The 12,120-nt window shown below is 68.7% G+C and carries 13 protein-coding genes; 6 read left to right on the top strand and 7 right to left on the bottom strand.

What is annotated here, in order from left to right:
* Positions 1 to 25 precede the first annotated feature (25 nt).
* The 3 genes from AB6V29_RS06535 to AB6V29_RS06525 all read left to right on the top strand — a co-directional run bounded on the left by AB6V29_RS06535 (position 26) and on the right by AB6V29_RS06525 (position 3,404).
* Entirely contained in the window at positions 26 to 718 is a 693-nt protein-coding gene (locus AB6V29_RS06535; RefSeq protein WP_055838218.1) for a response regulator transcription factor, read from the top strand.
* 96 nt (positions 719 to 814) lie between these two features.
* Positions 815 to 2,524 carry an ATP-binding protein gene (locus tag AB6V29_RS06530; protein ID WP_369357641.1) on the top strand — a complete coding sequence of 570 codons (1,710 nt, stop codon included), beginning with the start codon at positions 815 to 817 and terminating at the stop codon, positions 2,522 to 2,524.
* Between the two features lie 52 nt (positions 2,525 to 2,576).
* The gene (locus tag AB6V29_RS06525) at positions 2,577 to 3,404 is read left to right on the top strand and encodes a MerR family transcriptional regulator (RefSeq protein WP_369357639.1); all 828 of its coding nucleotides are present in this window, start codon (positions 2,577 to 2,579) and stop codon (positions 3,402 to 3,404) included.
* A 75-nt stretch (positions 3,405 to 3,479) separates the two neighbouring features.
* Here the strand turns inward: AB6V29_RS06525 and groL are convergent, their stop codons facing one another.
* The 5 genes from groL to AB6V29_RS06500 form a co-directional block, all read right to left on the bottom strand.
* Positions 3,480 to 5,099, bottom strand: coding sequence for a chaperonin GroEL (gene groL / locus AB6V29_RS06520; RefSeq protein ID WP_210073777.1), 1,620 nt, complete (start codon positions 5,097 to 5,099; stop codon positions 3,480 to 3,482).
* 170 nt (positions 5,100 to 5,269) lie between these two features.
* On the bottom strand, positions 5,270 to 5,470 hold the full coding sequence (locus AB6V29_RS06515; RefSeq protein ID WP_056229192.1) for a cold-shock protein: 201 nt from the start codon (positions 5,468 to 5,470) through the stop codon (positions 5,270 to 5,272).
* Positions 5,471 to 5,601: 131 nt separating this feature from the next.
* Complete coding sequence (locus tag AB6V29_RS06510; protein WP_369357637.1) at positions 5,602 to 6,204, bottom strand: LytR C-terminal domain-containing protein; 603 nt, start codon at positions 6,202 to 6,204, stop codon at positions 5,602 to 5,604.
* Between the two features lie 35 nt (positions 6,205 to 6,239).
* A complete protein-coding gene (locus tag AB6V29_RS06505) occupies positions 6,240 to 6,494 on the bottom strand; it encodes a DUF3263 domain-containing protein (RefSeq protein WP_210073773.1) in 255 nt (84 codons plus the stop codon).
* Positions 6,495 to 6,518: 24 nt separating this feature from the next.
* Positions 6,519 to 7,490 carry a DUF2332 family protein gene (locus AB6V29_RS06500; RefSeq protein WP_369357635.1) on the bottom strand — a complete coding sequence of 324 codons (972 nt, stop codon included), beginning with the start codon at positions 7,488 to 7,490 and terminating at the stop codon, positions 6,519 to 6,521.
* 71 nt (positions 7,491 to 7,561) lie between these two features.
* On the opposite strand from AB6V29_RS06500, the gene msrB reads away from it, so the two are divergent.
* Together msrB and AB6V29_RS06490 are read left to right on the top strand one after the other, a co-directional pair.
* A complete protein-coding gene (gene msrB, locus AB6V29_RS06495) occupies positions 7,562 to 7,969 on the top strand; it encodes a peptide-methionine (R)-S-oxide reductase MsrB (protein ID WP_103206243.1) in 408 nt (135 codons plus the stop codon).
* On the top strand, positions 7,966 to 8,535 hold the full coding sequence (locus tag AB6V29_RS06490; RefSeq protein ID WP_267787618.1) for a nitroreductase family protein: 570 nt from the start codon (positions 7,966 to 7,968) through the stop codon (positions 8,533 to 8,535). The genes msrB and AB6V29_RS06490 overlap by 4 nt, the downstream gene beginning before the upstream one ends.
* 61 nt (positions 8,536 to 8,596) lie before the next feature.
* Here AB6V29_RS06490 and AB6V29_RS06485 read toward each other — a convergent pair whose 3' ends face one another.
* Together AB6V29_RS06485 and AB6V29_RS06480 are read right to left on the bottom strand one after the other, a co-directional pair.
* On the bottom strand, positions 8,597 to 9,535 hold the full coding sequence (locus AB6V29_RS06485; RefSeq protein ID WP_369357632.1) for a DMT family transporter: 939 nt from the start codon (positions 9,533 to 9,535) through the stop codon (positions 8,597 to 8,599).
* A 94-nt stretch (positions 9,536 to 9,629) separates the two neighbouring features.
* Complete coding sequence (locus AB6V29_RS06480) at positions 9,630 to 10,142, bottom strand: hypothetical protein (RefSeq protein WP_369357630.1); 513 nt, start codon at positions 10,140 to 10,142, stop codon at positions 9,630 to 9,632.
* Positions 10,143 to 10,272: 130 nt separating this feature from the next.
* Between AB6V29_RS06480 and AB6V29_RS06475 the strand changes: the two genes are divergently transcribed.
* Positions 10,273 to 12,120: an amylosucrase gene (locus AB6V29_RS06475; RefSeq protein WP_369357820.1), complete on the top strand. Its 1,848-nt coding sequence runs from the start codon at positions 10,273 to 10,275 to the stop codon at positions 12,118 to 12,120.

The following is a 12,120-nucleotide window of genomic DNA, read 5'->3' as shown; positions in this document are numbered from 1 at the left end:
TGGGTCAGATCACGATAATGAGGGCATGACAGCTCCTCGCATCCTCGTCGTGGACGACGAACCGAACATCCGCGACCTGCTCATCACGAGCCTGCGCTTCGCCGGTTTCCAGGTGCGAGCCGTGGCCAACGGCGCGCAGACGATCTCGGCCGTGCTCGAAGAGGAACCCGACCTCATCGTGCTCGACGTGATGCTCCCCGACATGAACGGGTTCAGCGTCACCAAGCGGCTGCGCGGCGCCGGCTACACCGCGCCGATCCTGTTCCTCACCGCGAAGGACGAGACCGAAGACAAGATCATGGGGCTCAACGCGGGTGGCGACGACTACGTCACCAAGCCGTTCAGCTTGGATGAGATCGTCGCCCGCATCCAGGCGATCCTGCGCCGCACGATGCAGGCCGACGAAGAGTCGATCATCCGCACCGGCGAACTGACGATGGATCAGGACACCCACGACGTCAGCGTCGGAGACGTCTCGATCGACCTGAGCCCGACCGAGTTCAAGCTCCTGCGCTACCTGATGCTGAACCCCAACCGGGTGCTCTCGAAGGCGCAGATCCTCGACCACGTGTGGGAGTACGACTTCAACGGCGACGCGGGGATCGTCGAGAGCTACATCTCGTACCTGCGCCGCAAGATCGATCCGCACTCCTCGGAGCCGCTCATCCAGACCAAGCGCGGCTTCGGCTACATGCTGAAGTCGGGCAAGACCGCCTGAGCGAAAGGCTCGCTCCTGTCGCACTCCGACGATTCGCTCACGCGCTGGTGGCGCGGGCTGAGCCTGCGCACCAAGGTCACCGGCGTCACCGTCGCGTTGCTCGCCATCGGGCTGTTCACCGCGGGCATCGGGACCATGGTGTTCTTGCGCACCACCCTGGTGAACAACCTCGACGAGCAGCTCGCGCAGCAGGCCGCCGGCAGTATCGCGAACAGCATCTTCACCACGGCTCCCGTCGACGGGCGGGTCGTCTTCTCGCAGGTGGAGAACGCCCCGCAGATCGGGTCGATGGTCGTCGTGTACGGTCCCGACGGACAGCGCGAGGCGTTCTACAACGGCACATCGACGACCGCTCTGCCCGACATCCCCCCCACCTTCACGGTCGAGCAGACCTACAGCCAGATCGACCGCCGCATCGAACTCGAGTCGCCCGAGTCCGGTCAGCACTTCGTCGCCCGGGTGGGGGTGCTGCAGGTGCCCGGAAACCCCGGGGTCTACACGCAGATGGTGATCCAGCCGCTCGCCCCGACCGACCGGATCGTGGCCGCCTACATCGGCATCTACGCCTTCGTCGCGATGCTGATCCTCATCGCCACGGCCTTGCTGACCCGGTGGCTCGTCACCCTCGCGTTCCGCAACCTCCGCCAGGTCGAGACGACGGCCATGGACATCGCGGCCGGTGACTTCAGCCAGCGTCTGACGGACATCGTCCCCGACACCGAGGTGGGCCGGCTCAAGACCGCCATCAACGCGATGCTCGCCCGCATCGACGGCGCCCTCGGACAACGGGATGCCACCGTGCGGCAGATGCGTCGCTTCATCGGCGACGCCAGCCACGAACTTCGCACACCCCTCGTCACGATGCGCGGCTACGCGGAGTTGTACCGCATGGGGGCGATCCGCTCCGACGAGGATGTCGCGCAGTCGATGGAGCGTATCGAGAAGGAGGCGATCCGCATGGGGGCCCTGGTCGAGGACCTCCTCGCGCTCGCCCGCCTCGACGAACGCCGTGACGTCACCATCACCGCCCTCGACCTGCGCCCGATCGCGCGCGACGCCGCCCTCGACCTGCGGGTGACCTCGCCCCAGCGTGAGGTCACGGTCGACGACGCCACCTCGCGCGACGAGCTGATCCTTCCCACCATCACCCTCGACCCGCTACTGGACGCCGGTGGGAAGCCTGCGAACGGGAACGGTCGCCGTCGCACCGCTCCCACCACCTCGGCGATGGCGATAGCGGGCGCCACCCTCTCGCGGCTTCGGCGCCGATCGAAGGACGGCACCGAGTTGGCGGCATCCACTCCTGCGGATGGAACCCCGGCCACACCGATCGGCGTGGTCCGTCCCGTGCCGCGCCTCGCCCCCGTCGTCATGGGCGACGAGAACAAGGTGCGTCAGGTCGTGGCGAACCTGCTCGGCAACGCGCGGCGTTTCACCGCCGAGGACTCCCCCATCGGGCTGCGCGTCGGCGTCGACGGCGAGTCCGACATGGGATGGATCGAGATCATCGACCACGGCGAGGGGGTGCCGGAGCAGATCCGCGAGCAGATCTTCCAGCGCTTCTGGCGCGCCGACACCTCGCGCACCCGCGAGACCGGCGGCTCGGGTCTCGGCCTGTCGATCGTGGCATCCATCGTCGATCTGCTGCACGGCACGGTCGATGTGCGCGATACCCCCGGGGGCGGAGCGACCTTCCGCGTCTCCCTCCCCCTCGCTGATCGCCGCGACGCCCAGGAGCACGCACTCATCGAGACACAGCCGCTCGAACGCCTGCCCGAGGGGTACCGGCCCGACGCGCAGACGTGACGGACGCCCCGACGCTTGACCCTCACACGATGTGAGAGGACACGATGGCTTCATGGCCGAGACCCCGAACCTGATGAGCATCGGTCGGTTCAGCGCCCTCACCCGCCTGTCGGTGCGGATGCTCCGCCACTACGACAGTCATGGTGTGCTGGTCCCCGCCGACATCGACCCCTGGACCGGATACCGGCGCTACGCCCCGCACCAGCTGATCGACGCGGCCGACGTGCGCAACCTCCGCGACGTGGGCTTCGGCGTCTCCGCCATCGGCGCCCTCCTCGACGCGCGTGGCACTCCGGCGTGGACTCGCGCACTGCAGATGCAGCGCGCGGAACTTCATGAGGAAGCTCGCGCAGCGAGGGAGAGGGTGTCGCTGATCACCCGCCTTCTCGAAACCGGAGACCATCCCATGTCCATCACGCTCACCCGCACCACCGTCCCCGCACTGACCGCGGTAGCCCTGCGCGGCACCGTGCCGTCCTACTCCCACGAAGGGGAGCTCTGGGGCCGCCTCATGCCTCTCCTCGCCGAGCGGTCGATCGCACCGATCGGAGCCTGCGGCGTCATCGAGCACGACGACCAGTACGTCGAGCACGATGTCGATCTGTCGATCTTCCTGCCCGTCGCCCCCGGGACGACGGTGGACGCCCCTCTCACCGTGATCGAGCTGCCTCCCCGGGACTGCCTCGTCGCGCGTGTGACGGGCCCGTACGAGCAGATCGCACAGGCGCACGACATGATCAACGCCCGCCTCGTGGAAGACGGCTTGAGCCCGCGCGGCGACGACACTCTCGCCTCGCGCGTCTTCAACGTCTACCTGACCACCCCCGACCGCGTACCGGGTGACGCTCTGGTCACCGACGTCTGCCGCCCGCTGAACTGACAGCGGCCACGTCCGCAGCACGCAGAACGCCCCCTCCCGGAGGAGGGGGCGTTCCGTGTGTTGCCTAGGCGGGGATCAGAAGTCCATGCCACCGGTCGGGTCGCCCGCGGGAGCGGCGACCTTCTCGGGCTTGTCGGCGACGACGACCTCGGTGGTGAGGAAGAGGCCGGCGATCGAGGCGGCGTTCTGCAGAGCCGAACGGGTCACCTTGGCGGGGTCGATGATGCCCTGTGCGAACAGGTCACCGTACTCGCCGGTCGCGGCGTTGAGGCCGTGGCCCACGGGGAGCTCGGCGACCTTGTTCGCGACGACGCCGGGCTCGAGACCGGCGTTGAGCGCGATCTGCTTGAGCGGGGCCTCGATGGCGACGCGCACGATGTTCGCGCCCGTGGCCTCGTCACCCGTGAGCTCGAGGTTCGCGAGAGCGTTCTTGCCGGCCTGGATGAGCGCGACGCCACCACCGGCGACGACACCCTCTTCCACGGCGGCCTTGGCGTTGCGCACGGCGTCTTCGATGCGGTGCTTGCGCTCCTTGAGCTCGACCTCGGTCGCGGCTCCAGCCTTGATGACGGCGACGCCACCGGCGAGCTTCGCGAGGCGCTCCTGGAGCTTCTCGCGGTCGTAGTCGCTGTCGGTGTTCTCGATCTCGCGGCGGATCTGGGTCACGCGACCCTCGATCAGCTCCGACTCGCCGGCACCCTCGACGATCGTGGTCTCGTCCTTGGTGATGATGACCTTGCGCGCACGGCCGAGCAGGTCGACGGTCGCGTTCTCGAGCTTGAGGCCCACCTCTTCGGTGATGACCTGGCCGCCGGTGAGGATCGCGATGTCCTGCAGCTGCGCCTTGCGACGGTCACCGAAGCCGGGAGCCTTGACGGCGACCGACTTGAAGATGCCGCGGATCTTGTTCAGCACCAGGGTCGCGAGCGCTTCGCCCTCGACGTCCTCGGCGATGATGAGGAGCTCCTTGCCCTCCTGGATCACCTTGTCGACGATCGGAAGAAGGTCCTTGATGTTGGAGATCTTCTGGTTCGCGATCAGGATGTAGGGGTCTTCGAAGACCGCTTCCTGACGCTCGGGGTCGGTGACGAAGTAGGGGTTGATGTACCCCTTGTCGAAGCGCATGCCCTCGGTGAGCTCGAGCTCGGTGCCGAAGGTGTTCGACTCCTCGACGGTGACGACGCCTTCCTTGCCCACCTTGTCGATGGCCTCGGCGATGAGCTCGCCGATCGCGGGGTCGGCGGCGGAGATCGACGCGGTCGCGGCGATCTGCTCCTTCGACTCGACCTCCTTGGCGGAGGCGAGGAGCTCGTCGGTGACGGCCTTGACGGCCTTCTCGATGCCCTTCTTGAGCGAGATGGGGTCGGCGCCGGCGGCGACGTTGCGCAGGCCCTCGCGCACGAGCGCCTGGGCGAGAACGGTGGCGGTGGTGGTGCCGTCACCCGCGACGTCGTCGGTCTTCTTGGCGACCTCCTTGACCAGCTCGGCGCCGATCTTCTCGTACGGGTCGTCGAGCTCGATCTCCTTGGCGATCGAGACACCGTCGTTCGTGATCGTGGGGGCGCCCCACTTCTTCTCGAGCACGACGTTGCGACCGCGGGGGCCCAGGGTCACCTTGACGGCGTCGGCGAGAGTGTTGAGGCCGCGCTCGAGACCGCGCCGGGCCTCTTCGTCGAAAGCGATGATCTTTGCCATAAGTGTGTCGTCCCTCCCGGACGGGTGACTTGCAGATTTTGGCACTCGACGAAAGCGAGTGCTAATTCATTCTGGCACTCGCCCCTAGGGAGTGCAAGCCACGAGCCGCCCCGTAAACGCCGAACGCCGCGGCATCCGGAAGTCGGATGCCGCGGCGTTCTCGCCAGAGCTCAGGCCAGGCGAACGGACTCCGCCTGAGGGCCCTTCTGACCGGTGCCGACGGTGAACTCGACGGCCTGCCCCTCTTCGAGGACACGGAAACCCGACATCTCGATGCTCGAGTAGTGGACGAAGACGTCCTGCCCGTCATCGACGGTGATGAAGCCGAAGCCCTTCTCGGCGTTGAACCATTTGACAGTTCCCTGCGTCATGCGAATCTCCTGTTGCTGAACGACGAGGTCATCGTAAGCACGGAGGATGCCGCGGAATCGGGGTTCCGGAGCATTGTTGACGCGCGTGCATCCAAGTTGTTACGCCGCGGAAACACGCGGCGCTCGCGGACTCAGGAGGAAAGCGAAGCGGAGGGCTGATCGCTCGCGCGGTCGAGTCCGATCACGACGATCAGGCGCTTGACGTCGCTCTCGTCGGCCGGGGTGTTCGGGTCGTCCGTCGGCTGCAGGAAGTCGCTCTGCGCGATCTGCGCACCGCCGATCGTCTGGGCCAGGCCCTCGGCCGCGGCCGCGTCGCTCTCGAGGCGGTAGTAGATCGTGGTGTCGGCGAAATCGGTGCTGTCGGAGTTGCCGGTCTCGACGTTGTCGCCGCTCCAGCCCGCGGCCACGATCTGGTCGCGAACGGAGGCCGCGAGGCCGTTGTCGGGAGTGCCGTTGAGCACGACCACCGAGTACGACGTGTCGACGACGGCCGGGATGGTCGGCTCGACCGAGACGGTCGGGCTGGGCGCGGCGTCGGAACCGAGCGAGATACGCCCCGAGACCAGGAGCGTCGCGAAGATGCCGGCGATGATCAGCACCAGGGTGGCGATGGCCGCCCACAGGAACACGATCCATCCGCGCAGACGGGGGTTCTCGGCCCGGTGAGCGCCGACGCGGCCGGATTCAGTCGGCAGGTCGTCGAAGCGATCCCGAGGGAAGGTCGATCTGGCCATTGGACGATGCTATCGGTCGCGTCGAGGCGAGCCCGTCAGCGGGCCGCCGTCCGGCCGAGACGAGCGCGGTGCTGATCCGCCGCGTCATCGCGCCGCCGCCGCAACCGGCGCACGAGCATCGGATCGTGTGCGAGCGCCTCGGGGGTGTCGATCAAGCGCCCGAGCAGCTGGTAATACCGGGCGGGCGTCATCGAGAACTCCGCGCGGATGGCCTCTTCTTTCGCCCCCGCATGACGGCGCCACTGGCCCTCGAAAGCGAGGAAGGCGAGGTCACGGTCCGACAGAGGCACGCCGTTACGCTACTGCGCCATCGCTCACGATCCCGGATGCCACGCCACCCACGCCCCGAGAGGGTCGACCTCCGCGAGCACCTCTCCATCGAGAGCGAGCGCGAATCCGCCCCGCGCGGGCTCGGGGCGCCGCGTCCAGCCGTCGTGCAGGCCGGGCGCGTCGAGGGTGATCCACCTGCCTGCCGCCCGGGCGGCATCGATCACGGCGGCGCGGTGCACCCGGGGCACGTGAGCGAGCACGCCCGGAGTGGTCACGACCAGGGTCGCCCCGGCCGGAGCCTGGGCGGCGAGCGAGGGAAGGGCCTCGGCGCCGTCGCCCGCGACGAGCAGAGGCGGGTCGGCCGCCGCGATGTCGAGCGCCCCCTCGATGCGTTCGAGACGCCCCTCCTCCCCCGGCCAGACGAGGCCGGTGAGCCAGTCGCGGTCCTGTGCGCGGCGGGCGTCGAGGGGGCTGAGGTCGATGCCCGCACGCCAGACGATCTGCGGCATGTGCAGGTCGGGGTACCCCTCGAGGTCGCTGTCGAGAACCACGCGACTCGGGCCGTCGACGGGGTCGACCGCGACGATCTCTTCACGGTGATAGCGGTACGAGTACCGATCGGGATAGAGGCAGAGCCCCGCGCTCACCCCCACCTCGAGCAGGGCGATCGGCCCCTCGATCAGAGCGAGGGCGGGGAGCAGGGCCGCACAGCGGAGGGGCTCGTTGGTCTGCACGCTCCGGCGACCGCATTCCTCGACGATGGCGTCAGCGTGGGCCGTGACCCATGAAGCCCACGCATCGACGTCGTCGAGGGGCGCGCCGAGCAGACGCATCACGGCGAACACCAGCGGCGGCTGTCGTCGCGTCTCCGGGATCCTCGCGAGGGCGGCAGCCACCGCGGTGTCGTCCGCGACACGCTCCGCCCAGTTCGCGTACACCGCCGAACGACCGGGAGCCTCGTCTTCGGAGAAACGCCGATAACGATCGACGACGGCGGTCACGGCATCCTGGGTCACCCGGAGATTATGCCGTCACGACCTGACCGCTGCCGGGCACGAGAGAATAGAGCCGAAGAAGGAGAGTGAACATGACCTACGCCGTCGACAAGTCCGACGACCAGTGGCGCGCCGAACTCAGCCCCGAGCAGTACGCGGTGCTTCGCCAGGCGGGTACCGAGCGCGCCTGGACCGGTGAGCTGCTCGACGAGAGCCGCGCCGGTCTCTACACCTGCGCCGCCTGCAACGCCGAGCTTTTCCAGAGCGGTACCAAGTTCGATTCGCACTGCGGGTGGCCGAGCTTCTACGAGTCGGTCCGCCCCGAGGCGGTCGAACTCATCGAAGACAACAGCCACGGCATGCAGCGCACCGAGGTCCGCTGCGCCAACTGCGGCTCTCACCTGGGACACGTCTTCCCCGACGGTTTCGGCACGCCCACCGGCGACCGGTACTGCATGAACTCGCTGTCGCTCAACTTCACCCCCGAAGACAAGGCATGAGCGCACTCGAGGCGATGCGCGACCGCCGGTCGTGGTCGAAGGTCACCGACCTCGCCCCCACCGGTCCCGAGCTCGAGGCGTTCGTCGCCGCGGCCGGTCGCGTCGCCGACCACAAAAGTCTGAAGCCCTGGCGGCTCATCGAGATCCGCGGCGCCGACCGCGACATCCTCGCCCGTGCGCTGAACAAGGCGGATGGCAAGAAGGGGATGTCGTCGAAGCCCCGGCGCGCACCGCTGATCATCGCGGTGGTGGCGAACCTCCGCTCGAAGAAGATTCCCGCGTGGGAGCAGGAGGCCGTGGCATCCGGAGTCGCCCACATGTTGAGCCTCGTGCTCGACGAAGCGGGCTTCGGCGTGTTTTGGCGCACCGACGACAAGACCCGCAGCAAGGTGCTCGCCAAGGCGCACGGGCTCGACAAGGGCGAGGTCCTGCTCGGGTGGCTCTACATCGGCGGCAAGCCCCCTCGCACCCGCGCCACGCGACGCAAGACCGTGGATGCCGCCAAGCACATCTCACGCATGCCCGGAGGCAAGAAGAAGCGCTCGGTCGACGAGACGCGTCTCTGACCCCTGCTCGTTCGACGCCGCCGCGGGACTCCGGTCCTCGGCGGCGTCGTCGTTTCCGCCGTCAGCGACGGCGGCGGAACGGGACCGCGGCGACGGTCACTCCGCCGATCGCCACGGTCGCGGCGAGCAGAGCCACCAGGGTCGAGGGGGCCGCCGGCGCGGGCCACAGCGCGTCGAGCAGCACCGAGGTCACGAGAAGACCCACGACCGAGCCGAGACCGAGCAGCAGCACACCCGTGCGGCGCACCACGACCGACGACAAGAAGATGTAGATCACGCCCACCGCCCCGCCGATGTAGAGCCACGGCTCGGTCGGCACGGTGCGCGGCGCCCCCACGACCGCGACGTGCACGCCCGCGGCGATCAGCAGGACCACCGTTCCGCCGATGAAATTCACCAGCGTCGCGGTCAACGGGCTCTCCACGCGAACGCGCAGACGTCCGTTCGTGCCCTGCTGCCACGCCACGCCCGCACCCGCGATCACGGGGACGACGAGCATCCAGGGGGGAACCGCGCCGAGCGTGTCCCCCGACAAGCAGACGACGACGCCGGCGATCGCCAGCAGCGCACCGATCAGACGGCGCACGGTCACCGGAACGACGCCGGCCGGTCCGTACCCGATGCGGTCGAGCACGAGCCCACCGGTGGTCTGCCCGGCGACGAAACCGACGGTGAACAATGCGACGCCGATGGTCGCCACCGTCAGGCCCTGGCTCGCGACGGTGAACGCCCCGAGCAGACCGCCCAGCAGCATCCACGGCGGGATCGATCGAGACCGGATGCCGCGGACCAAACGCCCGAACCCGCGTCGGCCGCCGGGGATCAGCGCCGACAACGCGATGAGGATGAGCAGGCCCGAACTGAACGAGATCGCGGCGGCGACGAAACCGTCCCCCAGCTCCGCACCGAGACTGCCGTTGATGCGCGCCTGGAGCGCGGTGAGGGCGCCGATGAGCACCGCTCCTCCGACGGCCAGCCCGACCGAACCCCGCTCCGCCACGGCTCTCCCCTCGCGCCCCCGCGCGGGAGCCACCGTCGATCGTACGACGCGGGGTGGGGCCGAGCCGGCGGTCACCCGTCTCCCCGTCGCTCACTCACCCGGCCGCCAGAGCGTCCCGCTCCCGGCGATTGCGGACTGCTGCGCCGACGAAGATCGCGACGAGGGCGACGAGCGACAGCAGACTCACCGCATACAACGCAGCCCCACCGACCGCGAAATCGCCACCGCTGATGCCGTAGGTGTCGGCGAGTCCCATCCTGGGGCCGAACGAAGCGACGAAGTACCCGGGCATTCCCGCGGCGAGCAGACCGAGGTAGCCCGCGACGGTCGGCCATACCCCGGCGCCGGTGACGGTGAACAGGACGAGGAAGACGACCGCGAACAGCGGCCCCAGTGCGATGATCGCGACGACGAACCCGTTCGGCGGGCCCTGATCCGCCTCCTCCACCGCGCGCCAGACCGCGTGGGCCGTGAAGCCCGGCACGGCCGCCTCGGGGTTCCACACGAGGATCTGCAAGAGGGCGATGCTCGCGTAGACCGCGACCACGACCACCCCCGTCGATGCGGCGACGAGAGACGACGGGCGACTTACGGATTCCGGGACCACGGGCCCATGATGACTCACGGTCTCGCTCCCCACCAGCGCCGCGGCACGTCGATGTCGACCGCGGTGGTCCGGATGCGTCAGGCTGTGACCCGTGACCCAGCTCCACCCCGGCCCCGACGACGTCTCGCGCCTGATCGACGACCTCCGCGCGGCCGACGCCGACCGCGAGTTCCTCGCGCACGCCGAACAGCATCTGCCCCGCCTGCACGACCTCTTCACCCAGCTCTACGGCGATCGACCCGACGGCCTCGAGCGCTTGGCATCCGTCCTCGATCTCGCGCGCACCTCGTGGACGGCGCGCCCGCGCACGCTGAAGGCCCTCGACCGGGAGCGCGAGAGCGCGCCGGACTGGTTCGAGAGCGAGCGCATGCTGGGTGGTGTCTGCTACGTCGATCGGTACGCGGGCGGGCTCAACGGCATCCGGGATTCCATTCCGTACTTCCGCGAACTGGGCCTGACGTACCTGCACCTCATGCCGCTGTTCGAGAGCCCCGAGGGCAACAGCGACGGCGGCTACGCGGTGTCGAGCTACCGCCGGGTGAATCCGGCGCTCGGCACGATGGAAGAGCTCGCGGCCCTCGCGACCGATCTGCGCCGGGCGGGAATCTCGCTCGTGGTCGACTTCATCTTCAACCACACGAGCAACGAGCACGAGTGGGCGCGCAGGGCCGTCGCGGGCGAAGCGGGGTACGAGGACTTCTACCTGATCTACCCCGACCGCGAGCTGCCCGACGCCTATGAGCGGACCACGCGCGAGATCTTCCCCGACGACCACCCGGGGTCGTTCGTCCAGCTCGACGATGGACGCTGGATCTGGGCGACGTTCTATCACTTCCAGTGGGATCTCAACTACGCCAACCCCGCGGTCTTCGAGGCGATGGCCGGGGAGATGCTCTTCCTCGCGAACCAGGGCGTCGAGATCCTCCGCATGGATGCCGTGGCCTTCATCTGGAAGAAGCTCGGCACGGCCTGCGAGTCGCTGCCCGAAGCCCATCTGCTGCTGCAGGCCTTCAACGCGGTGCTGCGTATGGCGGCTCCGGGTCTGCTCTTCAAGTCGGAGGCCATCGTGCACCCCGACGAGGTGATCTCGTACATCTCGCCGGAGGAATGCCAGATCTCCTACAACCCCCTGCAGATGGCCCTGACCTGGGAGGCGCTCGCCACTCGCGACGGCCGGCTGCTGCAGCAGGCGCTCGAGCGCCGCCACGCCCTGCCCGCCGGCACCGCGTGGGTGAACTACGTGCGCAGCCACGACGACATCGGCTGGACGTTCGCCGACGAGGATGCCGCCGAGCTCGGCATCGACGGCTACCCGCACCGCCGCTTCCTCAACGACTTCTACGTCGGCCGTGCCGAGGGATCGTTCGCGCGCGGCGTGCCGTTCCAGGAGAACCCGCGCACGGGCGATGCCCGCGTCACGGGCACCACCGCGTCGCTCGCGGGTATCGAGGCGGGTGACGCCGGAGGTGAGGACCGGGTCGTTCTCGCCCACGCCCTGGCGCTCTCGAGCGGCGGCATCCCCCTGCTCTATCTCGGCGACGAGGTCGCCCAGCTCAACGACTACTCGTTCGCCGAGCGGCCGGAGGAAGCGGGCGACAGTCGCTGGGTGAACCGCCCCTTCCGTCCCGAGCAGAATTACGAGGATCGAACGGATGCCGGCACCCCGGCCGGTCGCATCTACTCGCGGCTGTCGCGTCTCACCGAGGTGCGCCGATCCACGCCGGAGTTCGCGGGCAACGAGCTGATCGCCTTCGGAGCGAACACGGCGTCCGTCGTGTCGTTCCTGCGCCCGGGCGACGGGTTCTCTGTCCTCGTGCTCGCGAACGTGGGTGACTCGTCCGCAGAGATCAATGCGCTGACGCTGTCGGGAATGACGCCGGAGGCCCTCGACCTCGTGTCGTCGCAGCCCGTCTGGCTGGGCGCCGGTCTCACCCTCGCGCCCCACGGCGTGCGGTGGCTGCGCGTGCGGATGCGCTGA

It is taken from the genome of Microbacterium sp. 20-116, from assembly GCF_041079415.1.
In the GTDB taxonomy this organism is placed as follows: Bacteria; Actinomycetota; Actinomycetes; order Actinomycetales; family Microbacteriaceae; genus Microbacterium.
Note: the sequence above shows the minus strand (reverse complement) of the source record. Positions and strands in the feature narration are given on the sequence as shown.

What these genes read in the sequence shown, in the direction of transcription:
- AB6V29_RS06535 (WP_055838218.1), top strand. Translation starts at nt 26, where the DNA reads ATGACAGCTCCTCGCATCCTCGTCGTGGACGACGAACCGAACATCCGC.
- AB6V29_RS06525 (WP_369357639.1), top strand. Translation starts at nt 2,577, where the DNA reads ATGGCCGAGACCCCGAACCTGATGAGCATCGGTCGGTTCAGCGCCCTC.
- groL (WP_210073777.1), bottom strand. Translation starts at nt 5,099, where the DNA reads ATGGCAAAGATCATCGCTTTCGACGAAGAGGCCCGGCGCGGTCTCGAG.
- AB6V29_RS06515 (WP_056229192.1), bottom strand. Translation starts at nt 5,470, where the DNA reads ATGACGCAGGGAACTGTCAAATGGTTCAACGCCGAGAAGGGCTTCGGC.
- AB6V29_RS06510 (WP_369357637.1), bottom strand. Translation starts at nt 6,204, where the DNA reads ATGGCCAGATCGACCTTCCCTCGGGATCGCTTCGACGACCTGCCGACT.
- msrB (WP_103206243.1), top strand. Translation starts at nt 7,562, where the DNA reads ATGACCTACGCCGTCGACAAGTCCGACGACCAGTGGCGCGCCGAACTC.
- AB6V29_RS06490 (WP_267787618.1), top strand. Translation starts at nt 7,966, where the DNA reads ATGAGCGCACTCGAGGCGATGCGCGACCGCCGGTCGTGGTCGAAGGTC.